This window comes from Nocardia implantans, from assembly GCF_035544775.1.
Taxonomy (GTDB): Bacteria; Actinomycetota; Actinomycetes; order Mycobacteriales; family Mycobacteriaceae; genus Nocardia; species Nocardia implantans.
Map to the genome: position 1 here is coordinate 324,266 of NZ_JAYKYQ010000008.1, position 21,018 is coordinate 345,283.

21 protein-coding genes are annotated in these 21,018 nt (G+C 68.8%); 7 read left to right on the forward strand and 14 right to left on the reverse strand.

Annotated features, from left to right (window positions below; all coding sequences use genetic code 11):
• Positions 1–68 precede the first annotated feature (68 nt).
• The 3 genes from U3653_RS20670 (at position 69) to U3653_RS20680 (ending at position 3,875) form a co-directional block, all read left to right on the forward strand.
• Positions 69–1,619: an alpha,alpha-trehalose-phosphate synthase (UDP-forming) gene (locus U3653_RS20670; RefSeq protein ID WP_195078414.1), complete on the forward strand. Its 1,551-nt coding sequence runs from the start codon at positions 69–71 to the stop codon at positions 1,617–1,619.
• A 70-nt stretch (positions 1,620–1,689) separates the two neighbouring features.
• The gene (locus U3653_RS20675) at positions 1,690–2,418 is read left to right on the forward strand and encodes a response regulator transcription factor (RefSeq protein WP_195078138.1); all 729 of its coding nucleotides are present in this window, start codon (positions 1,690–1,692) and stop codon (positions 2,416–2,418) included.
• Positions 2,415–3,875: a sensor histidine kinase gene (locus U3653_RS20680; RefSeq protein ID WP_195078137.1), complete on the forward strand. Its 1,461-nt coding sequence runs from the start codon at positions 2,415–2,417 to the stop codon at positions 3,873–3,875. Before U3653_RS20675 ends, U3653_RS20680 begins: the two co-directional genes overlap by 4 nt.
• Before the next feature lie 16 nt (positions 3,876–3,891).
• Here U3653_RS20680 and U3653_RS20685 read toward each other — a convergent pair whose 3' ends face one another.
• From U3653_RS20685 to U3653_RS20740, 12 genes are all read right to left on the reverse strand, one after another.
• Complete coding sequence (locus U3653_RS20685) at positions 3,892–4,380, reverse strand: h domain protein (RefSeq protein WP_195078136.1); 489 nt, start codon at positions 4,378–4,380, stop codon at positions 3,892–3,894.
• Positions 4,381–4,675: 295 nt separating this feature from the next.
• On the reverse strand, positions 4,676–5,452 hold the full coding sequence (locus U3653_RS20690; protein WP_195078135.1) for an Rv1363c family protein: 777 nt from the start codon (positions 5,450–5,452) through the stop codon (positions 4,676–4,678).
• On the reverse strand, positions 5,449–6,873 hold the full coding sequence (locus U3653_RS20695) for an MCE family protein (protein ID WP_195078134.1): 1,425 nt from the start codon (positions 6,871–6,873) through the stop codon (positions 5,449–5,451). Before U3653_RS20695 ends, U3653_RS20690 begins: the two co-directional genes overlap by 4 nt.
• Complete coding sequence (locus tag U3653_RS20700; protein WP_397071175.1) at positions 6,870–8,123, reverse strand: MCE family protein; 1,254 nt, start codon at positions 8,121–8,123, stop codon at positions 6,870–6,872. The genes U3653_RS20695 and U3653_RS20700 overlap by 4 nt, the downstream gene beginning before the upstream one ends.
• Positions 8,120–9,400, reverse strand: a complete 1,281-nt coding sequence (locus U3653_RS20705; RefSeq protein ID WP_195078133.1) for an MCE family protein — start codon at positions 9,398–9,400, stop codon at positions 8,120–8,122. Before U3653_RS20705 ends, U3653_RS20700 begins: the two co-directional genes overlap by 4 nt.
• Before the next feature lie 61 nt (positions 9,401–9,461).
• The gene (locus U3653_RS20710; protein ID WP_195078132.1) at positions 9,462–10,523 is read right to left on the reverse strand and encodes an MCE family protein; all 1,062 of its coding nucleotides are present in this window, start codon (positions 10,521–10,523) and stop codon (positions 9,462–9,464) included.
• Positions 10,520–11,548 (reverse strand): MCE family protein, encoded by a 1,029-nt coding sequence (locus tag U3653_RS20715; protein WP_195078131.1) that lies wholly within the window; start codon positions 11,546–11,548, stop codon positions 10,520–10,522. The genes U3653_RS20710 and U3653_RS20715 overlap by 4 nt, the downstream gene beginning before the upstream one ends.
• The gene (locus U3653_RS20720) at positions 11,545–12,759 is read right to left on the reverse strand and encodes an MCE family protein (protein ID WP_195078130.1); all 1,215 of its coding nucleotides are present in this window, start codon (positions 12,757–12,759) and stop codon (positions 11,545–11,547) included. The genes U3653_RS20715 and U3653_RS20720 overlap by 4 nt, the downstream gene beginning before the upstream one ends.
• A 5-nt stretch (positions 12,760–12,764) precedes the next feature.
• Positions 12,765–13,616 (reverse strand): MlaE family ABC transporter permease, encoded by an 852-nt coding sequence (locus U3653_RS20725; protein WP_039794910.1) that lies wholly within the window; start codon positions 13,614–13,616, stop codon positions 12,765–12,767.
• Between the two features lie 4 nt (positions 13,617–13,620).
• Positions 13,621–14,385 carry an MlaE family ABC transporter permease gene (locus U3653_RS20730; RefSeq protein WP_067795040.1) on the reverse strand — a complete coding sequence of 255 codons (765 nt, stop codon included), beginning with the start codon at positions 14,383–14,385 and terminating at the stop codon, positions 13,621–13,623.
• A gap of 289 nt (positions 14,386–14,674) precedes the next feature.
• The gene (locus tag U3653_RS20735; RefSeq protein ID WP_195078129.1) at positions 14,675–15,577 is read right to left on the reverse strand and encodes a 3-oxoacyl-ACP reductase; all 903 of its coding nucleotides are present in this window, start codon (positions 15,575–15,577) and stop codon (positions 14,675–14,677) included.
• A gap of 44 nt (positions 15,578–15,621) precedes the next feature.
• Positions 15,622–15,810: a ferredoxin gene (locus U3653_RS20740; RefSeq protein WP_195078128.1), complete on the reverse strand. Its 189-nt coding sequence runs from the start codon at positions 15,808–15,810 to the stop codon at positions 15,622–15,624.
• A 153-nt stretch (positions 15,811–15,963) separates the two neighbouring features.
• On the opposite strand from U3653_RS20740, the gene U3653_RS20745 reads away from it, so the two are divergent.
• Both U3653_RS20745 and U3653_RS20750 read left to right on the forward strand, forming a co-directional pair.
• The gene (locus U3653_RS20745) at positions 15,964–17,157 is read left to right on the forward strand and encodes an acyl-CoA dehydrogenase family protein (protein WP_195078127.1); all 1,194 of its coding nucleotides are present in this window, start codon (positions 15,964–15,966) and stop codon (positions 17,155–17,157) included.
• A gap of 20 nt (positions 17,158–17,177) precedes the next feature.
• Entirely contained in the window at positions 17,178–18,272 is a 1,095-nt protein-coding gene (locus tag U3653_RS20750; RefSeq protein WP_195078126.1) for an acyl-CoA dehydrogenase family protein, read from the forward strand.
• A gap of 64 nt (positions 18,273–18,336) precedes the next feature.
• On the opposite strand, the gene U3653_RS20755 is transcribed toward U3653_RS20750, so the two are convergent.
• Both U3653_RS20755 and U3653_RS20760 read right to left on the reverse strand, forming a co-directional pair.
• Positions 18,337–18,468: a hypothetical protein gene (locus tag U3653_RS20755; protein ID WP_323124117.1), complete on the reverse strand. Its 132-nt coding sequence runs from the start codon at positions 18,466–18,468 to the stop codon at positions 18,337–18,339.
• Between the two features lie 36 nt (positions 18,469–18,504).
• The gene (locus tag U3653_RS20760) at positions 18,505–19,092 is read right to left on the reverse strand and encodes a TetR/AcrR family transcriptional regulator (RefSeq protein ID WP_195078125.1); all 588 of its coding nucleotides are present in this window, start codon (positions 19,090–19,092) and stop codon (positions 18,505–18,507) included.
• 100 nt (positions 19,093–19,192) lie between these two features.
• Here U3653_RS20760 and U3653_RS20765 point away from each other — a divergent pair, with 100 nt between their 5' ends.
• Together U3653_RS20765 and U3653_RS20770 are read left to right on the forward strand one after the other, a co-directional pair.
• Positions 19,193–20,380, forward strand: coding sequence for an FAD-dependent monooxygenase (locus tag U3653_RS20765; RefSeq protein WP_195078124.1), 1,188 nt, complete (start codon positions 19,193–19,195; stop codon positions 20,378–20,380).
• A gap of 30 nt (positions 20,381–20,410) precedes the next feature.
• Positions 20,411–20,875, forward strand: coding sequence for a hypothetical protein (locus tag U3653_RS20770; protein WP_195078123.1), 465 nt, complete (start codon positions 20,411–20,413; stop codon positions 20,873–20,875).
• Positions 20,876–21,018 lie beyond the last annotated feature (143 nt).

Consider the following 21,018-nt stretch of genomic DNA (forward strand, 5'->3'; position numbering starts at 1 on the left):
ACGGCGACGTCGACCACACAACTCCAGCGGGATACAGCAACGCGCAAAGGATGCGGTGAGTGGACCAGATGAATCCGTCCGACGATTCCGAGCACGCCGCAGGCACCTCGACTGCTGACGCCGCGGCGGAAACCACCGGCTCCGGCGCGGGCTCCGGTTTCGTCGTCGTCGCCAACCGGCTCCCCGTCGACCTCGAACGCCTGCCCGACGGCAGCACCCGGTGGAAACGCAGTCCGGGCGGTCTGGTGACCGCGCTGGAATCGGTCTTGCGCAACAACAAGGGGGCGTGGGTCGGCTGGGCGGGCGTCCCGAACGTCGATGTGGACCCGATCATCGAGGACGGCCTCGAACTGCATCCGGTCCCGTTGTCCGCGGACGAGGTGGCCGACTACTACGAAGGCTTCTCCAACGGCACCCTGTGGCCGCTCTATCACGACGTCATCGTGCGGCCGGTCTACGACCGCAGGTGGTGGAGCGCCTACGTCACCGTGAACCGGCGCTTCGCCGAGGCCACCGCCAAGGTCGCCGCCGAGGGCGCGACGGTGTGGGTGCAGGACTATCAGCTGCAGCTGGTGCCCAAGATGCTGCGCATGCTGCGCCCGGATCTCACCATCGGGTTCTTCCTGCACATCCCGTTCCCGCCGGTCGAGCTGTTCATGCAGATGCCGTGGCGAACGGAGATCGTGGAGGGCCTGCTCGGCGCCGACCTCATCGGCTTCCACCTGCCCGGCGGCGCGCAGAACTTCCTCTACCTGGCGCGCAGGCTGGCCGGCCAGCCGACCTCGCGCGGTTCGGTCGGTGTGCGCTCCAAGCTCGGCGTCGTCCAGGTCGGCTTCCGCACGGTGCGGGTCGGCGCGTTCCCCATCTCCATCGCCTCCGCCGAACTGGACGAGCACTCCAGGCGCAGGTCGGTGCGCGAGCGCGCCGCGAAGATCCGCGCCGAGCTGGGCAACCCGAAGAACATCCTGCTCGGCGTGGACCGGCTCGACTACACCAAGGGCATCGACATCCGCCTCAACGCCCTCGAAGAACTGCTGGTCGAGGGCCGGATCGACCCCGCGGACACGGTCATGATCCAGCTGGCCACGCCCAGTCGCGAGCGGGTCGAGAGCTACATCCAGATGCGCGGCGACATCGAACGCCAGGTCGGCCGGATCAACGGCGAGTTCGCCAGGGTCGGCTACCCGGTGGTGCACTACCTGCACCGCCCGATCCCGCGCGACGAGCTGGTCGCGTTCTTCGTCGCCGCCGACGTGATGCTGGTGACGCCCCTGCGCGACGGCATGAACCTGGTCGCCAAGGAGTACGTGGCGTGCCACAGCGGGCTCAACGGCGCCTTGGTGCTGAGCGAGTTCACCGGCGCGGCGGCCGAGCTGCGGCAGGCGTACCTGTGCAACCCGCACGACCTCGACGACGTGAAGGACGCCATCGTCGCGGCGCTGGAGGACGAACGCGACGTCAAACGCAGGCGGATGCGCTCGCTGCGCAGGCAGGTGCTGGCCCACGACGTGGATCGCTGGGCGCGGGCCTTCCTCGACGCGCTGGCGCAGGATCAGGTCGCGGGCAGCGCGCTGCTCACCGACGACGACGTCTACCCGGAGGACCGCGAGCCGCGCTGAATCCCGCGTTCACAGGAAGCTCCCAGCTTCGGCCCAGCGACATCGCAGCCCGAGAGCGGACGATGTAGCCATGAGTGGCGCCCCCGTGCAGACCCCCGAGGCCAGGGTTCTGGTGGTCGATGACGAGCCGATGATCGTCGAACTGCTCGCGGTGAGTCTGCGCTACCAGGGCTTCGAGGTCGACACGGCGTCCGATGGCGCGCAGGCGCTGGACAAAGCGCGCACCTTCCGTCCGCAGGCGCTGATCGTGGACGTGATGATGCCGGGCATGGACGGCTTCGGTCTGCTGCGCCGGTTGCGTGCCGACGGGATCGACGCGCCCGTGCTGTTCCTGACCGCGCGCGACGACGTACAGGACAAGATCACCGGTCTCACCCTGGGGGCCGACGACTACGTCACCAAGCCGTTCAGCCTGGAGGAAGTCGTCGCCCGGCTGCGGGTGATCCTGCGCCGCGCGGGGCACGCCGCTCCGCAGCGGGAGAGTTCGCGCCTCCGTTTCGAGGACATCGAGCTCGACGACGACACCCACGAGGTGTGGAAGGCGGGCGAGCCGGTCGCGCTCTCGCCCACCGAGTTCACGCTGCTGCGCTACTTCATGGTCAACGCGGGCACCGTGCTGAGCAAGCCGCGCATCCTCGACCACGTCTGGCGCTACGACTTCGGCGGCGAGGTCGGCGTCGTGGAAACCTACGTCTCCTACCTGCGCAAGAAGGTCGACACCGGCGATACCCGGCTGATCCACACGCTGCGCGGCGTCGGCTACGTGATGCGCGCGCCCCACCGCAAGAGCGGTTCATGAGTCCGGGCCGCAGCGGCGCAGTGCGGGCGAAGGTCTCCGCCTGGCTGTCCGCCGTTCCGCTGCGGGTGACGCTGATGGTCCTGCTGGTGCTCACGGCGGGGCTCGGGCTGCTCGTCTCCGGCCTTGTGGTCACCTCGGCGCTGGAGCAGCAGCTGACCGACCGCACCGACCAGCAGTTGCGCGGTGGCGCGATGGAATGGTCCCGGCGCGGGCCGCCGCCCCCGGTCTTGCCGCCCGATCCGCGCCACGCTCCGAGTCAGTTCTGGGTGCGCTCGATCCGCGCCGACGGGCGCTTGTTCCTCATCCCGGCGTTCGCTGTCGACGCCGAGCCGAGCCTGCCCGACACCCCGCCCTCCGGCCCGTACACCGTCGACTCCGCGAACGGCGGCGCCATCCGGTGGCGGGTGCTGACGCTGCGCACACCGGAGGGCACGACGACGGTGGCGCTGCCGCTCACGCAGAACACCGACACGGTGCACCGGCTCGTGGTGCTGGAGCTGATCGTCGGGGCGGTGGTCCTGGCCGTGCTGGCGGTGCTCGCGTACTTCGTGGTGCGGCGCAGTCTGCGGCCGCTGCGCCGGGTGGAGAGCACCGCCGCGGCCATCGCCCGCGGCGACCTGCACCGCCGGGTGCCGGTGCGCGACACCAACACCGAGGTCGACCGGCTGTCCAGATCGCTGAACGGGATGCTGGCGCAGATCCAGCGCGCGTTCACCGCGACCGCCGCCTCCGAGGAGGCGGCGCGCCGCTCCGAGGAGCGGATGCGCCGCTTCATCGCCGACGCCAGTCACGAGTTGCGCACGCCGCTGACCACGATCCGCGGCTTCGCCGAGCTGTATCGCCAGGGAGCCACCGACGACCCCGCCGCGTTCATGGACCGGATCGAGCGCGAAGCCCAGCGGATGGGCGTGCTCGTGGAAGACCTGCTGATGCTCGCGCGGCTGGATGCCCAGCGCCCGCTGGAACTCGGCCCGGTGGACCTGCTCGCCGTCGCCAGCGACGGGGTGCACAACGCGCGCGCCGTGGTCGCCGCCGGACACTGCGAGGGGCCCGTCCGCACCATCGAGCTGAAGATCGAGCCCGGTGAGGGGACGCTCGAGGTGATCGGCGACGAGGCACGGCTGCGCCAAGTCCTTGGCAATCTGCTGAACAACGCCCTCACGCACACCGCGCCCGACGCGAAGGTGACGGTACTGCTCACTCCAGGCCCCGACGACGTGCTGCTCGAGGTGGCGGACACCGGTCCCGGCCTGGCGGCGGAGGACGCCGAACGCGTCTTCGAGCGCTTCTACCGCGCCGGCACCTCCCGCGCCCGCAGCAGCGGCGGCACCGGGCTCGGCTTGTCCATCGTGCAGGCGCTGGTGACGGCGCACGGCGGCGAGGTCGGCGTGCGGAGTTCGCCCGAGGCCGGGACGACGTTCACGGTGCGGCTACCGCGCACACCGGCGTCGTCCTAGCGGGGCCGCAGCGGCGTCAGACCGGAGTCACCGCCGACACCAACCAGTGCGAATCGGACTTCGTCAGCGAGACCCGGACCCGGCTGCCGGTCGTGGTGCCCTGCGGGGTGTCCTTGCTCGTCATCACCTGGTTGAGGAACAGCAGGACTTGCGCGTGGGAGCGGTCGGCGGAGATGACACCGGCCGCCTGGGTGGTCGCGGTGACGGTGAGTTGCTTCTCCTTGGCGCCGGGCGCGATCTGCTTCTCGATCAGTGTCAAGTAGTCGGCGCGGAAGTCGCCGGTGAGGTTGTCGGCCGACTTGGGCAGTTCGGTGTCCACGGTCTGCGGGGTGTAGGTGAACATGGCCTCGACGGTGCGTCCCGCCGTCGCGACCGCGTCCTTGCGCGCCTGCTCGCTCTGCGCACGGTCCCAGTACCGGTAACCGTTGACGCCTCCGACCACCGCGGCCGCGGCGACCACCACGCCGAGCAGGGCGAGCAGGATCTTGGCTCGAATTCCGTTCATGCTGTGTCCTTTCCGGCATGAACGGGGCCCTGCGTGGTCACGCTGCGCTGCCGCCTCCGGGCCTGACCGTTCATGCTCTGTCCGATTCCGGCATGAACGGGGCCCTGCGTGGTCACGCTGCGCTGCCGCCTCCGGGCCTGACCGTTCATGCTCTGTCCGATTCCGGCATGAACGGGGCCCTGCGTGGTCACGCTGCGCTGCCGCCTCCGGGCCTGACCGTTCATGCTCTGTCCGATTCCGGCATGAACGGGGCCCTGCGTGGTCACGCTGCGCTGCCGCCTCCGGGCCTGACCGTTCATGCCACGAACTCCACGTTGGACACCGTCAGCCCGGAATCGCCGCGCGACACGGTGACGCGGAACCGGTAGTACCTGGTCTGCGGCTCGGCCTGGCCCGCGTTGGTCAGCGTCTGTTTGGCGGCGACCAGCACCCGTCCGGAGGAGTCGTCGTCGCTTTCCAGGGCGGCTTCCACGATCTCGCCGCTGGAGACCACTTTGGCCTGCTGCACGATGCTGGTGAACGGGTCCACCCGGCCGTCGAACTCGGTCTTGAACTCCCCCGAGGCCAGCGAGAGGATCCGGTCGATGTCCTGCTTGGCCGTGTCGGCGCGAATAGTGGTCAGGTTGACGATCGCCTGCCTGGCGGTGTCCACGTATTCCGCGCGGCGCTCGTCGCGTTCGTGCGCCCGGTGCAGCACGAGCGCCGAGACGACCGCACCGGTCACGAGCACGACGACCAGCAGCGCCGCCGCGGCCGTGGCGAGGATGCGCGAGAGGCCACGCCGCTCGCTGCGGGCGGGCTCGGCCGGTGTTGTCTCGGAAGCCGGCTCTGGGTCGGCTTTCCGCACAGAGACTTTCGGCGCGTCGGCGGGCAGTGGCTGGTCGGACGAGGTCTTCGGCTCCGCGGCAGCCGAACTCGGCTCGCTGTCCTTGACGTCGATACCGGTCGTGGCGACGGGGGCCCGCACGGTCACCGCCGGCACGCCGCCGGTCGCGTTCTCCTCGACCGGAGGCCCGGCCGAGCGCACCGCACGCCGTCGGGTGCGGTGACCTTCTCCGTTGCTCTCACTCATCGTTGCTGCTCCTCGAGCATCGCCTGCCAGCTCGACGGTACCGTGCCCGAACCACTCGGTCCGATATCGCCCTGCCGGTATGTCCGACCGTCGGGGCCGATGTAGACGCCGGTGGCCGGGTCGTACGACCGCGCGGCGGCCGGTGTGCCGCCGCCGTAACTCGCCGGTGCGACGACCGGGGGCTCTTGCGCGGGCGCCGCGGCGGGCGCCACCGGGTGCGGCGGCCCGAACGGCGGGTTGTCGCCGATCGGAACGTACCCCGTGCGGCACAGTTCCGGCGTCGGGGCGCGCATGCCAGGCACCTCGGCGCACGGCGTGTTGCGGATGCCGCGCACCGCCTCCGGAGCGTCTTGCGGCACCTTGCAGTACAGGCCGGGCGGCGTGTCGGGGGTGTCGAGTTCGCTCGGCGAGCGCCGCTGGTCCGGCGGGAGGAAACCGGTGGTGCACGCGGGCGGGTCGTTGACCAGCGCCATGAAGTCGACCAGCGCGCCGTATTCGAGCGGACCGCGAACGGCGGTCAGCAGCGCGGCGACCAGCGGCGGATAGACCACCAGGATCTGCTCGAGCCCCGCGTGATACGTGACGGCGACCTGCCCGACGCTGACCAGATTCGACAGCAGCAGCGGCAGGGTCGGACGCAGGTCCTCGAACAGGTTGGTCACCCGCTGCATCGAGGACGGACCGTCGCGCAGGATGCCACGCAGCGCGGGGTCGTGCCCGCGCAACTGGTCGGTGACCGTCGCGAGATCGGCGGTCCAGGAACGGATCGCGGCATCCGAGCGGGTCTGGGTGTCCAGCAGCGGCCCGATCTGATCGAGCAGTCGCTTCGTCGGTTCCGCGTTCGCCTGTGCTTCCTGCACCAGCAGCGAGGCGGAGTCGATGAACCGTTGCAGGTCCGGTCCGGCGCCGTTGAACGCGAGGAACGCCTCGTCGATGACCTGCTTCAACCGGGTGTCCGCGACGCTCGACAGCAGCCGGTCGGCTTGGTCGAGCAGCGCGCCGACATCCTGCGGCAACTTGGTGCGCTCCACCGGGATCACGCTGCCGTCGCGCAGATTGCCGCCCGTGCGGTTCTGCGCGGGCACCAAGTCCACGTACTGCTCACCGACCGCGGAGACGCTGCGCACCCACGCGTCCACATCGGCGGGAATCTTGTAGTCGCTGGCGATGGACAGCTTCGCGTCCACCCCGACCGGCGTCAGCCGGACCTCCTTGACCACACCGACGTTGGTGCCGCGATAGGCGACGTTGGCCGTCGGGTAGAGCCCGCCGGTCGCGGCGAGTTTCACGGTGACCTCGTAGCGCCCGATGCCGAACATCGCGGGCAGTTTGACGTAAGTGCCGCCCATGACCACCAGGCCGACCACCGTCAGCACGGAGAAGATGATCAGCTGGGTACGGACGAACCGGGTGAGCTTCACTGTCCCGGACCCCCTTGCGGCGCGGTGTCGCCCGGCATGGGCACGGTCAACCCCGGAATGGCGGGAATGCCCGGGATCGGCGGCAGTCCCGGAATGGTCGGGGCCGGCTGGCTCGGCGCGGGCGGCGGCGCCTGCAACGGCCCGGTGGCCGGGTCGCCGTTCTGCGCGGCCGTGCCCGGCGCGAAGCTGCCGAGCGCGCCTTCCACGCCGCCGAACCGTCCGCCCAGCGGCGTCCCGGTGAGGAAGTTCGAATCCAGCCGCTTGCCCGTGATGTCCACGGTCATGAACAGATTCAGGTAGTCGCCCTTGATCGCGTGATCCAGGTTCTTCATCGGGAACGGGAAGGTCGCCAGGATCTTCAGCGCCTCGGTCAGGTCGCTGCCGGTGTCCGACAGCGATTTCAGCACCGGCACGAGGCTGCGCAGGTTGGCCTTCAGGTCCTCGCCGCTGGCGGCGACGATGCGCCGCACGACGTCGCTCAGCTCGCCCAGCGCCGTGATCGCCCTGGTGATGTTCGCGCGGCGATCGGCGAGCACGGTCAACGCCGGATGGATCTGCTCGATCGCCGCCGCCACCACGTCGCGCTGCTCGGCGAGCTGACCGCCGAGCCGGTCGAGTCCGCTCATCGCGGCGATGATGTCGCCGGTCTGGCGGTCCAGATTCGTGGTCAGCTCGTTCAGCTGCGGCAGCAGGTCCCTGATGGCGTCCTCGCGCCCGGTGAGCGCGGAATTGAGCTCGTGGGTGATGGTCTCCAATTGCGCGACGCCACCTCCGTTGAGCACGACCGACAGCGAGGACAGCACCTGCTCGGTGGTCGGATAGGCGCCCGCGCGAGCCAGCGGGATGACGTCGCCTGCCTGCAACTGGCCTTCGGGGGGCTGATCGGTCGGTTCGGAGAGCTCGAGATGGTTGGAGCCGAGCAAACTGGTCTGCCCGATCTCGGCGACGGCGTTCGCGGGCAAGCGCACGTCCGGGTTCAACGTGACGGTGACCAGCGCGTGCCAGTCCTGCACCTCGATCTTCGACACGGTGCCGACCGCCACGTCGTGCACCCGCACCGGCGAATTCCTGGTCAGCGTGGTGACGTTCGGCATCTGGATGCGCACCTCGTAGGAGCCGGGCGCGGTGCCCTCGGTGCCCGGCATCGGAAGCGAATTCAGTCCGTCCCACTGACAGCCGGCGACGCCGAGCGCCACCGTCAGCCCCGCCGCGACGGCGGCGGTGCGGCGCATCCGCCGCCTCGGCATCATCGCCCTCCTCCTGTCAGGCCCGGAATGGCCAGTCCGGCGAGGCCGTCCGGGATGCTCACCGGCGCGGGCTGCGGCTGCGCCGGATTCTGGCTCGCCACCCGCCCCGCCAGGCTGGGATCGGTGTACACCAACTGGTCGGGGAACGCGGTCACGCCGCTGGCCGGGTTCGCCATGATCGGCACGTAGTTCATGCTCAGGCTGTTGATCACGGGCGCCAAGTACTGCGCGCACAGGTCGGCGCTGCGATCGGAGTCGTTGGTCTCCAGCGCGCGCACCGAGCCGCACAGGAAGCCGAGCGGGTCGGCCGGGTTGTTCAACGCGATCGCGCCGGTCAGGGTCCCTTGGGCCGGTTTGTAGATCTGGTAGAAGTTCACCAGCGCGGTCGGGCCGGAGTGCAGGACGCGCTCCAGTTCCGGGCGCTTGTCGACCAGCACCTGGGTGGCGTCGGCCAGCCGCTGCACCCCCTCGGTGAGTTCGGCTCCGCTGCCGTCGATGAACCGGCGCACGTCCACGATCGCCGCGTCCAGGTTGTCCAGTCCAGCGCCGAGATCCGCCGAGACGCCGCTCAGCACCGACGACACCGACGCGAGCCTGCCTTCGAACTGCACGATCTGCTCGTTGCTCGCCGACAGCACGTCGACGAACTTCTGCAAATTGCGCACGGTGCCGAACAGGTCGGTGCGGCCGTCGGACAGCGTGCTCAACGTGGCAGACAGCTCCCGCAGCGTGTCGCGGAAGCGCTGCCCGTTGCCGTCCAAGTTGTTCGCGGCGGTGTCGACGAAGCGGCCGAAGGACCCCTGTTTGTCGTCGCCGACCGGCCCGAGCGCGGTGGCCAGCTTGGACAGCTCGGCCTTGATGTCGTCCCACTCGACCGGCACCGCGGTGTGCTCGATCGGGATCACGCTGTTGTCCTTCAGCTTCGGGCCGCCGGTGTAGGCGGGCGCGAGCTGGATGAAACGCGCCGAGACCAGCGAAGGCGAGATGATCACCGCCTTCGGGTCGGCGGGCACGTCCACCCCGCGATTCAGGGTCATGGTCACCTTCACCCGGTCCGCGCCCGGCTCGATCGCATCGATGCGGCCGACCTTGACGCCGAGCACCCGCACGTCGTCGCCCGCGTACAGGCCCGACGTGGACGGGAAATAGGCGGTGACCTTCGTGGTCCCGATCCGGGTTATGCCGTTCCACGCGACCGCGACCACCAGCGCCGCGACGACCACGCCGGCCAGCACCAGCGCCCAGCGCGGCAGTCTTCGCACGGCGTTCAGCGCGCTCATACGTCCACCTCGCTGACGGTCGGCTCCGGCAAGACCGCGCAAGCGGCCGTGTTGCGCTCACTCATCGCGGCGGCTCCTGGGTCGCGGGAACGATCGACGGGGCGGGCGTGAGATAGCTCTGCAAGTCGTTCGGCAGGTGCTGCGGCCACACCAGCGCGTCCACCAGGGGTTGCAACGTCTTGCTCGCCGCGTTGATCACGTACGCCTGGAAGTAGGGGCCGCTGCCGACCTGTTCACCGAGGGCCGCGGCGAACGGGCCGAGCCCGTCCAGCGCGTCGGCGAGGTTCTGCTTGTTGCGCTGCAACAGCGCCACCACCGAATTCAGCTTGTCCAGGGCGGGTCTCAGCTGCGCCTCGTTGTCGGCGACCAGACCGGACAGCTGCTGGGCGAGTCCGTTGACGTAGACGATCAGCTGCCCGAGCGCGGTGCGCCGCCGGTCCAGTTCACCGAGCAGTTCGTTGCCGTCCAGCAGCAGCGCGTTGATCTGGTTGCCGCGGTCGGCGAGGATCTTCGTCACGTTCTGCGCCCGCTTCAGCAGATCCGTCAGCGCTTGGTCGCGCGCGTTGATGCTGCGGGAGAGCGCGGTGACGCCGTCCAGCGCGGAGCGCAACGGGGCGGGAGTGTCGGCGAAGGTCGCCGAGAGCACGTCCAGCGTCTGGTCGACACGGTCCAGGTCCAGGTCGTGCACCGTGCCCGCCAGTTCGCTCAGCGCCTCGTTGAGCGAGTACGGCGAGGTGGTGCGCTCGAGCGGGATGGTGTCGTCGGCGCGCAGCGCGCCGGGACCCGACGGCGTGACCTCGAGCGATTTGCGCCCGAGCACCGTGTTCGTCTTGATCGCCGCCGAGGTCTTCTCGCCGAGCACGATCGACTCCGCGAGCGTGAACCGGACCAGCACTTTCGCGCCGTCCAGGCTGACGTCTTCCACCCGCCCCGATCGCACGCCCGCCACCTGGACCGCGTCGCCGGGCAGCAGGCCGCCCGCGTCGGCGAAGTAGGCGGTGAACGTCGCGCCGGAGCGGATGAACGGCAAACGGTCGAATTGCAGGGCCGACAGCGCCACCGCCACCGCGAGCACGAGGCCGACGATGCCGATGGTGACGGCGGGTGATCGCTGCTCGTTCATCGGTTGTCCGCACACCTTCCGGTCGTCTGCGCCCCGGGCATATTGACCTTCATCGTCTGGCCGTTCGGGCCGTCCACCAGGAAGTTCGTCGAGCAGACGTAGAGCTGGAGGAAGGAGCCGTAGGAGCCGATGCGGATCAGCTGGCGATAGGTCGACGGCAGCCGGTCCAGCACCCACTGGACGGTGTCCGACCCGGCGTCGAGGTTCGTGGCAAGGCGGCCGGTCTGCTCGATGGTGCCGCGCAGGTCGGGACGGGCCTGGGAGAGCAGATCGGTCAGGTCGCCGGTGGCTCCGGCGATGCGCGGCAGCGCGTCGCCGATCTGGTCCTTGTCCGCGGCCAGTCCGCTGATCAGGCGCTGTAATTCGGCGATGGTGGTGGCGAATTGGTCGCCACGCTCATCGATGGTCCGCAACACCGCGTTGAGGTTGTTGATCACGCTGCCGATCAAGGCGTCCCGGTCGGCGAGGGTCTTGGCGAACGAGCCGCCGCTGTTGAGCAGGGACACCAGCGTGCCGCCCTGGCCCTGGAAGATCTGCAGCAGCGCGTTGGTCAGGTCGTTCACCTGGCCGGGGTCGAGACCGCGCAGCAGCGGACGGAAACCGCCGAGCAGCATGTCCAGATCCAGCGCGGGCGCGGTCTGCTCCTTGACGATGGTGCCGCCGGGCTGCAGGACACGGTTCGAGCCGGGTCCCTCCGACAGCTCGAGATAGCGGTCGCCGACCAGGTTCTCGTATTTGATCGCCGCACGGGTGCTGGTGAGCAGCCGGTACTTGCGATCGACGTCGAACTCGACGTGCGCCAGATAGTCCTTGCCGACTTTCACCGACGTCACCGAGCCGACCGGCACGCCGGCGATGCGCACCTTCGCCCCTGGCAGCATGCCGGAGGAACTGGTGAACACGGCGTGGTAGCCGTTCTCGCGCGCGAAGCGCATCTGGCTGAACACGACCGCGAGGCCGGCGAAGATCAGCGTCATCACCAAGGTGAAGACGGCCAGTTTGACGGTGGTCGCGGTATTCCTCACGGGCGCGGCACCCCCGGTAGGCCGGCGAACAGGAGCTGGAAGACCTTCGGCGGATTGACGGTCAGCGTCGTCGACGGTGTGTACACATGCCCCTCCGAGGTGTCGGTGACGACATAGTTCGAGTGGCTGCCCGGCACCCGGTCCAGGATGCCGCCGCACTGCGGGCCGCCGGTCGCGTTCACCTTGGGCAGATCATCCGGATAGGTGTAGGGCTTCGCTCCGTACATGAAGCCGGTGTTCAGCGCGACGCCTTCCTGCAGGCCGCCGAAGACCGCCTCACCCAGCGGCAGCGCCTTGCCGAGACCGCCGATCAGGCAGTACAGCGCGGGCGCGTACTCGTCGAGCAGCCCGGTGGTTGGGCGCAGCAGATCCAGGGCCGTGCCGAGCTGATTCTCGTTCTCGCGCAGGACCGCTCCGGTGGTGTCGGCCAAGCCGGTGAGATTCACCAGCACGTTGTCCAGGCTGTCCTGCTCCTGGGCCAGGGTCTTGCTGGTGACCGTGAAGTTGTCCACGGTGCGCAGCAGGTCGTTCACCGAGTCCGCGTACAGGTCGGTGACCTGGCCGGTCTTCGCCAGATCCTGTTGCAGCGTGGGCAGGTACGGGTTGATGTCACGCAGATAGGCGTCGCTCTGCTCGAGCAGTTCGCCGAGCTTCTGCCCGCGGCCTTGCAGCGCGGTGCCGAGCGCGGACAGCGTCGCGTTCAGCTTCTCCGGCTCGATCTTGGCCAGCACGTCGGACAGATGCTGGAACAGGGTGTTGAACTCGACGGTCACCCGCTGCGCGGTGACGACCGCGCCCGGTCGCAGCGACGTGGACGACGGCTGCCGCGGGACGATGAAGTTGACGTACTTCGCGCCGAACACCGTGGTGGACCTGATGTCGACGTCCGCGTTGGACGGCACCAGTTTCAGCAGTTCCGGATCGAGGGCCAGCTTCAGTCTGGCGCCCTCGTCGGTATGGTCGACCGAAGCCACCCGGCCGATCTCCACACCGCGGATCTTCACCTTGGCGTCCGGGTCCAGCACCAGCCCGCTGCGCGGCGCGTCCACCGTCACGGTGGCCGTCGGGGTGAACCCGCCGACGAACATGATCAGCGCGACCGTCACGATCGCGACCAGCGCCAGCACCATCGCCGCACCGGCCAGTTTCAGGCCGAGGCCGCCGCGCAGCGCCCGCACCAGGCGGTTTTCCGTTTGCTTCGATTCCGCCATATCGCTTATCCGGAGAGATGGAAGTTGCCGGAGGTGCCGTAGATGGCCAGCGAGATCAGCAGGGTCACCGTGACCACCGCGACCAGCGAGGCGCGCACCGCGTTGCCCACCGCGACGCCAACGCCGACCGGGCCGCCCGCGGCGTTGTAGCCGTAGTAGGTGTGGATCAGCATGACGGCCAACGCCATGAAGATCGCCTGGGCGAAGGACCAGAGGATGTCGCTGGGGATGAGGAAGGTGGAGAAGTAGTGGTCGTAGACGCCCGCCGACTGCCCGTAGATCACCACCGTGGCGAACCGGCTGGCCAGGAACGAGGCGATCACCGCGAGCGCGTAGAGCGGGACGATCGCGATCATCCCGGCCAGCACGCGGGTGCCGACCAGGTAGGGCACCGGACGGATCGCCATCGACTCCAGCGCGTCGATCTCCTCGGCGACCCGCATCGCGCCCAGCTGCGCGGTCGAACCGGCCCCGATCGTGGCCGCCAGGCCGATGCCGGAGATCACCGGCGCCGCGATCCTGACATTGATGAACGCCGCGAAGAAGCCGGTCAGCGCCTCGACGCCGATGTTGCCCAGCGAGCTGTAGCCCTGCACGGCGATGGTGCCGCCCGCGAAGAGGGTGAGGAACCCGACGATCACCACCGTGCCGCCGATCACCGCCAGCGCGCCGGAACCCATGCTGATCTCGGCGATCAACCGAATGGTCTCGGTGCGGTAGTGCAGTAGAGCTCGCGGAACGGAACCGAGCGCCTGGGCATAGAACACGGCATGCTTGCCCACCGAATCGAGCGAATCCGACATCCGGCGCACCCGTCGAACGGTACGGGGGAAGCGGGATTCGATTACGAAGGCCATCGGATCACCGCGCCGTGAACTTGATGCCGACGGCGGTGACCACCACGTTCACGACGAACAAGGCCATAAAAGCGAAGACTACGGTCTGATTCACCGCATCACCGACACTCTTGGGTCCGCCTTTGACATTCAGGCCCAGATAGCAGGCGACCAGTCCGGCGATCAGTCCGAACAATCCGGCTTTCACCTCCGAAATGATCAACTCGGGCAGATGGGTGAGCAGCGTGATGCCATTGACGAACGCGCCGGGGTTCACGTCCTGCAGAAACACCGAGAACAGAAATCCGCCGACGATGCCGATGGTGCACACCAGGCTGTTGAGCATCAGCGCGACGAACATCGATGCGAGCACCCGTGGCACCACCAAGCGGTGCACCGGGTTGATGCCGAGCACTCGCATGGCGTCGATTTCCTCGCGGATGGTGCGTGCGCCCAGGTCGGCGCAGATCGCGGTCGCGCCCGCCCCGGCGACGATGAGCACGGTGACGATCGGCCCCACCTGGGTGACCGCGCCGAACGCCGCGCCCGCTCCGCTGAGGTCGGCCGCGCCGATCTCGCGCAACAGAATGTTCAGCGTGAAGCTCACCAGAACGGTGAACGGAATGGCGACCAGCAATGTCGGCACGATCGATACCCGCGCGATGAACCACGACTGATCGATGAACTCGCGCCATTGAAAGGGTCTGCGCACGCTGGCACGTGCGACATCGGCGGTGAGTTCGAAGAATCCGCCGACGGCCCGCAACGGCACGGCAAGGACCTCGTTCATCGCGATCCTCCTTGCTCACCGGCGTACACAGCACACGGCGCGAATCTCACCGTGGCCGCACCGCCGGAACGATTAGAACATGTTCACCGTGTTGCCGGTAGCACTTTTCACACTTTTGACGTGCATTATTTCGAAAGATCGGCATATAAATTTGGAACCGGTGTCAGCGAGTGATGATCCCACCTTTGTGAGGTGGGACATAACCCGTCCCTATGTCTACCAAGCACCGATCACATGATCAACAGTTGGACAGCTGATCAGTAGCGCGCCCGCGGCGAGCCGCCGCGGCTCACCCCAACTCGGTCAGCGAAGACGCCGAGAAGGTCCGCCCGTCGGGGCGATCGGCGAAGTAGCCGCCCAGCGTGTCGGCCAGATCCCGCGGCGACCACTCCCCCTCGGCCGCGTCGAACCGGCGCTCGACGACGGGCGCCGCCATCAGCGCCACCATCCCCCCGTAGACGACGAACAGTTGCCCGTTGACCGGGTCGGCCGCGGGCGAGGCCAGATAGGCCACGAGCCGAGCGACGTGATCGGGCGACAGCGGGTCGGGCTCCCCCTCCGGGGCGGGGCTGAACACCGCCTCGGTCATCGCCGTGCGCGCCCGCGGGGCGATCGCGTTGGCGCGCACGCCGTAGCGCGACAGCGCCCGCGCGGCCGACAAGGTCAGCGCGGTGATGCCCGCCTTCGCGGCGCCGTAGTTGGCCTGCCCCTCCGGGCCCAGCAATCCGGCCTCCGACGAGGTGTTGACCAGCCTGCCGTACACCGGCGCGCCCGCCTGCTTCGACTTGCCGCGCCAGTAGGCGGCGGCGTTGCGCGACAGCAGGAAATGGCCGCGCAGGTGCACCGCGAGCACCGCGTCGAAGTCCTCGTCGGACATGTTGAACAGCATCCGGTCGCGTGTGATGCCCGCGTTGTTGACCACGATGTCGACCGAACCGAAGGACTCCTCCGCGGTGCGGATCAGCGCGTCGGCGGTGGCGCGCTCGGCGATGCTGCCCGCGACGAACTCCGCCTTGGCGCCGAGCGCACGGATCGCGCCGAGCGTGTCGGCGACCGCGTCGGACTCCGCGAGGTCGTTGACCACCACGGACGCGCCGGCCCCGGCCAGCGCGAGCGCCTCGGCCCGCCCAAGTCCGGCGCCGCCGCCGGTCACGATCGCTACACGGCCCGCCAGGCTCAGATCATTGCTCACGCGGCCGACTCTAGAACGTGTTCCAACTTACGGCAAGGCCCGGTTCACTGCAGCCGCAGCGCCGCCTTCGGGCACTGGGCGACGGCGTCCCGGACATCGGAGAGCCGATCGGGGGGCACGTCGGCTTCCGCGATGTGCAGTACATCCTCGTCATCGAGTTCGAACACGTCGGGGGCGATTCCGACACAGATTCCATTAGCTTCGCACTGGTCTGGATCGACACTGATCTTCATGGCAACTCCTTTACCACCACTCTGGCCGAAGCCTAACAAGCCGATCCGCTCCACCGGAGCGTCATCGGGGGGATTCGGTATCAATACTGGAACATGTTTCAGTCCATATGCAATGATCGGGGGAACCCGATCCAACGAGCATGAGGTATTGCCATGCGCATTGCGTACACGCCGCAACAGGAGCAGCTGCGCGCGGAACTGCGCGACTACTTCGCGCGGCTGATCACCCCTGAGCGCCGGGAGGCCCTGAGCGCGCAGACCGGCGAGTACGGGCAGGGCAATGTCTACCGCGAGGTGGTCCAGCAGATGGGCCGCGACGGCTGGCTGGCGCTGGGCTGGCCCAAAGAGTACGGCGGGCAGGATCGCCCGACCATGGATCAGCTGATCTTCACCGACGAGGCCGCGATCGCGGGCGCCCCGGTGCCGTTCCTGACCATCAACTCGGTGGCGCCCACGATCATGCACTACGGCAGCGAGGAACAGAAGAAGTTCTTCCTGCCCAAGATCGCCGCCGGTGAACTGCACTTCTCCATCGGCTACTCGGAGCCGGGCGCCGGCACCGACCTGGCAAGCCTGCGCACCACCGCGGTGCGCGACGGCGACGACTACGTGATCAACGGCCAGAAGATGTGGACCAGCCTGATCGCCTACGCCGACTACGTCTGGCTGGCCGTGCGCACCGATCCGACGGCCAAGAAGCACAAGGGCATCAGCATGCTCATCGTGCCGACCACCGCCGAGGGCTTCTCCTGGACGCCCGTGCACACCATGGCCGGGCCGGACACCAGCGCCACCTACTACCAGGACGTCCGGGTGCCCGCGAGCGCGCTGGTCGGCCAGGAGAACGGCGGCTGGGCGCTGATCACCAATCAGCTCAACCACGAGCGCGTCGCGCTCACCTCGGCCGCGCCGCTGGCGCTGGCGCTGCGCCAGACCGTCGAGTGGGCCAGGGACACCAAGGCGAGCGACGGCTCCCGCGTGATCGACCGGGAGTGGGTGCAGCTCAATCTGGCCAAGGTGCACGCCAAAGTCGAGTACCTCAAACTGCTGAACTGGGAGATCGCCAGCCGGGCCGACGCGGGCGGCGACGCGGCCCCGCGCCCATGGGACGCTTCGGCGTGCAAGGTCTACGGCACCGAGCTGGCCACCGAGGCGTACCGGTTGCTCATGGAAGTGCTCGGCCCGCAGGCCTACCTGCGCCAGGACTCCCCCGGCGCGCAGCTGCGCGGCCGTTTGGAGCGGATGCATCGCGCCGCGCTCATCCTGACCTTCGGCGGCGGCACCAACGAGGTGCAGCGCGACATCATCGCCATGACCGCCCTCAAGCAGCCTGCCGCGGCGCGCTGATCGAAACAGGGAGAACTTCCATGGATTTCACCCCCACCGAAGCCCAACTGGATCTCGGCCGGCTGACCGGCGAGGTGTGCGGCAAGCTGGTCACCGCCGACCGGTTGCGCGAACTCGACAAGGCCGACGAGCGATTCGATCAGCAGCTGTGGAGCTCGCTGGCCGAGACCGGCGTGCTCGCGGCCGCGCTGCCCGAGTCGGTCGGCGGCAGCGACCTCGGCTCGCTCGAACAGACCGCGATCCTGCGCGAGCTGGGCAAGCACCTGGCGGCCGTGCCGTATCTGTGGTCGATCGTGCTGGGCGCCGGTGCGCTGGCTCGGTTCGGTTCCCCGGCGCACCAGGAGATGGCCACGCGGGCAGGCGAGGGAAGCGTCATCCTGACGGTCGCGCTGGCCGAAGAGAGCAACTGGGAACCCGCCGCGCCGACCACCACCGCCGTCGAGACAGACGACGGTTGGCGCCTGACCGGGGCCAAGACCACCGTGCCCTTCGCGAACCGGGCCGAGCGAATCCTGGTTCCCGCCACGGTCTCCGGAACCCCCGCGGTGTTCCTGGTCGATCCCGCCGTGGCGACCGTGACCGCACAGCAGGTGGTCGACCGCAGTCCCGAGTTCGCGGTCGAGTTCACCGATACCCCCGCCGAACTGGTCGGCACGGTGGCCGACGGAGCGGAGATCCTGGACTGGATTCTCACCCGCGCCTGGCTCGGACTGAGCGCCGCGCAACTCGGCACCCTGGAGCGCGCGCTCGAGCTGGTCGCCGACTACGCCAGGGAGCGCGAGCAGTTCGGCAAGGCGGTCGGCAGCTTCCAGGCCGTGGCCCAGCGGCTCGCCGATGCCTACATCGACGTGCAAGGCTTGCGTCTCGCGGTGACCCAGGCGGCCTGGCTGCTGTCGGAGGACCTGCCCGCCGCCGAAGCCGTGCACACCGCGAAGTTCTGGGCCGCCGACGCGGGCCACCGCGTCGCGCACACCGTCGTCCATGTGCACGGCGGCGTCGGCATCGACCGCGACCACATCGCGCACAACTACTTCACCGCCGCCAAACACAATGAGTTCGCCCTCGGCGCGAGCACCGACCACCTCCGCGCCCTCGGCGCGCTGCTGGCCGGCTGAGCACGACACGGTAGCCGATCCGGCCCGCACGGCAACACGCCGTGCGGGCCGTTTTCGTCGCACTTCAGGCGAGTCGCCGGTTCAACTCCGCGCTGACCCGCAATACGTGGTCGGCGGCGTCTTCGAACGCTTTGCGGCACGGGTCGAGCACATACGCGCCCGAGCTCTGGATACGCGCGGGCGGATCGTCGGCCACCGTTCGAAGGTACCGACCGGCCTGCACGAGCTGATTTCAGTCGGCGGGGACGGACGTCAGGTAGCGCTGGAGGGTGGGCGCTATCTCGGCGATGATCTGGTCGCGGGTGAGGGCGACGACCGGGGGCAGGCGCAGGACGTAGCGGCAAAGGGCGAGGCCGAGCATCTGCGTGACGATCAGACCTCCCCGGCGTGGGGCGTCGGCGGGATCGCCGAAACGCAGCACGGCGGGCAATATCTGCTGGGTGAAGATGGCGCGGACGCGTTCGGCGACGGCCTCGTCGGTGATCGACGAGCGCAGCAGCGTCAGCAGCACCTCCCCGTTCGGCTGCTCTTCCCAGATCTCGAAGAAGCGGCGCACCAGCTGCTCGCCCAGGGTGTCCGGGTCCGCGGAACCGAGGTCGGGCAGATCGAGACGGACGTCGACCGCCGCGGCGAAGAGGCCGTCCTTGCTGCCGAAGTACCGCATGACCATGGACGGGTCGATGCCGGCGTCCGCGGCGATGGCGCGAATGGTGGCCTTGCGGAAACCTTCGGCGGCGAACCGCGCGCGGGCCGCTTCCAGGATCGCCGCGCGCGTCGCGTCCGAGCGGCGAGCGGGCGCTTGATCAGGCTCTACGGTCATGCCAACAAGTGTAGGCCAACAACTGTTGACTTCCTAGCCAGATCGGCCTACGGTTAGGTCAACAAACGTTGGCCTACAAACGTTGACCTGAGGAGTTCCGATGAACGCCACCCCGAACCCGCTGCCCGCCACCACTTCCGTCGTGATCGTCGGCGCGGGCCCCGCCGGACTCACCGCAGCCATCACGCTGGCCGACGCGGGGGTGGATTTCCTCCTGCTGGACCGGCTGAGCGAAGGCGCGAACACCTCGCGCGCCGCGGTCGTGCACGCCAGAACGCTGGAAGTGCTCGAGCAGCTCGGCATCGCGGACGAACTGGTCGCGACCGGCGACATCGTCGCGCGCTTCACCGTCCACGACGGCGGGCGCACCCTGGCGACCATCGGGTTCGACGGACTGCCGACCCGCTACCCCTACACCTTGATGACCCCGCAGGACACCACCGAGGCGGTGCTGCTGAAGCGACTGCGCAAGGCGGGCGGGGAGGTCGAGCGGCCGTACCAGGTCACCCGGATCACCGAAGAGAACGACGGCGTCACGGTCGATTACACCGACGAGGCGGGCACGCCGGGCAGTGTCCGCGCGGACTACGTCATCGGAACCGACGGCATGCACAGCATCGTCCGCGAGCAGGCGGGCATCGGGTTCACCGGTGCGACATACCCGGAATCATTCGCCCTCGCCGACGTGCGGATGGACTGGCCGATCGGCCGCGACGAAGTGGCCCTGCACCTTTCCCCCGAGGGCGTCATGGTGGTCGCGCCGCTCCCCGACGAAGAGCAGCCGAACCGCTTCCGCGTGGTGGCCACCTTGGAAACGGCCCCCGAGCACTCGACCACGGAGGACATCCAGAAGCTCCTGGACGCCCGCGGCCCCGGCGGCACGGTGCGGGTTCGCGAAGTGCTGTGGAGCTCGCGCTTCCGCGTGCACCACCGCGTCGCCGACCACTACCGCAGCGGCCGCATCCTGCTCGCGGGCGACGCCGCCCACGTGCACAGCCCGGCGGGCGGCCAGGGCATGAACACCGGCATCCAGGACGCCGCCGCCCTCGGCCCGCTGCTGGCCCGCGTGCTGTCGGGCGAGCCGGACACCCTGCTGGACGACTACGAAACCACCCGCCGCCCCGTCGCCCTCGGCGTCGTCTCGTTCACCGACCGCATGACCAAGATGGCAACCCTGCACGCCCGCCCCGCCCGCACCGTGCGCAACCTGGTCCTCAGCACCGTGTCCCGCATCCCGGCCTTCCGCCACCGCCTCGCCTACCAACTGTCGGAACTCGCCAACCGCTGAACTACTTCAGAAGTCGCGTAGGCTAGGCACATGACCGCGAAGAGTTTTCCCTTCAGCGACCTGATTCGTAAACAGACGTCGGTGTTTCCCGCCCTGGACGACGCCGACGTCATCCTGGAGCGCCGCGACGCGGAGAATCTCGTGCTGTCTCGCTCGGAGCGGTTCGAGGCCAAGGAGGCCGCGACGCGGCTGCTCGCCCGCACCCTCGCCATCATCGCCCGGTCGAATCGGTCTTTGGCGGAAGAGGTGTTCGCCGAAGAGCTGCCCTGGCTGAAATGGCTACCCGAGACCGGACGCACCGAAGCGGTGAGCGAACTGCTGGACCAGCTCATCGCCGGTGCGGACACCGGATTGTTCATTCCGTTCGCCCGCGATCTGGCCGCCTGGCGGAGCACCGCCGAGATCTACGCGCAACCAGAACTCGCCCGCCGATTGACCGGTCCGTTCGACCCGGCGGACTTCACCGAGGTCACACGGCCGGGAACGGCGGAATGAAGCTGCACCGAGGTGATGAGGTACCGCGCCCCAATCCGTGGCGCGTTGTCGTGCACAGCTCGAATGCCGCGCGTGGTTGGGCCGAACTGTTGGCCTAGGCACCGGGAAACCTCGATCGAGCATGGGTCGACATCACCAGCGAT

Bases quoted from the DNA above. Each gene is read 5' to 3' on its own strand.
- U3653_RS20710 (WP_195078132.1), bottom strand. From the start codon at position 10,523: ATGAACGAGCAGCGATCACCCGCCGTCACCATCGGCATCGTCGGCCTC.
- U3653_RS20720 (WP_195078130.1), bottom strand. From the start codon at position 12,759: ATGGCGGAATCGAAGCAAACGGAAAACCGCCTGGTGCGGGCGCTGCGC.
- U3653_RS20745 (WP_195078127.1), top strand. From the start codon at position 15,964: ATGCGCATTGCGTACACGCCGCAACAGGAGCAGCTGCGCGCGGAACTG.
- U3653_RS20680 (WP_195078137.1), top strand. From the start codon at position 2,415: ATGAGTCCGGGCCGCAGCGGCGCAGTGCGGGCGAAGGTCTCCGCCTGG.
- U3653_RS20705 (WP_195078133.1), bottom strand. From the start codon at position 9,400: ATGAGCGCGCTGAACGCCGTGCGAAGACTGCCGCGCTGGGCGCTGGTG.
- U3653_RS20690 (WP_195078135.1), bottom strand. From the start codon at position 5,452: ATGAGTGAGAGCAACGGAGAAGGTCACCGCACCCGACGGCGTGCGGTG.
- U3653_RS20750 (WP_195078126.1), top strand. From the start codon at position 17,178: ATGGATTTCACCCCCACCGAAGCCCAACTGGATCTCGGCCGGCTGACC.
- U3653_RS20685 (WP_195078136.1), bottom strand. From the start codon at position 4,380: ATGAACGGAATTCGAGCCAAGATCCTGCTCGCCCTGCTCGGCGTGGTG.
- U3653_RS20770 (WP_195078123.1), top strand. From the start codon at position 20,411: ATGACCGCGAAGAGTTTTCCCTTCAGCGACCTGATTCGTAAACAGACG.
- U3653_RS20700 (WP_397071175.1), bottom strand. From the start codon at position 8,123: ATGATGCCGAGGCGGCGGATGCGCCGCACCGCCGCCGTCGCGGCGGGG.
- U3653_RS20670 (WP_195078414.1), top strand. From the start codon at position 69: ATGAATCCGTCCGACGATTCCGAGCACGCCGCAGGCACCTCGACTGCT.
- U3653_RS20740 (WP_195078128.1), bottom strand. From the start codon at position 15,810: ATGAAGATCAGTGTCGATCCAGACCAGTGCGAAGCTAATGGAATCTGT.
- U3653_RS20675 (WP_195078138.1), top strand. From the start codon at position 1,690: ATGAGTGGCGCCCCCGTGCAGACCCCCGAGGCCAGGGTTCTGGTGGTC.
- U3653_RS20760 (WP_195078125.1), bottom strand. From the start codon at position 19,092: ATGACCGTAGAGCCTGATCAAGCGCCCGCTCGCCGCTCGGACGCGACG.
- U3653_RS20730 (WP_067795040.1), bottom strand. From the start codon at position 14,385: ATGAACGAGGTCCTTGCCGTGCCGTTGCGGGCCGTCGGCGGATTCTTC.
- U3653_RS20725 (WP_039794910.1), bottom strand. From the start codon at position 13,616: ATGGCCTTCGTAATCGAATCCCGCTTCCCCCGTACCGTTCGACGGGTG.
- U3653_RS20765 (WP_195078124.1), top strand. From the start codon at position 19,193: ATGAACGCCACCCCGAACCCGCTGCCCGCCACCACTTCCGTCGTGATC.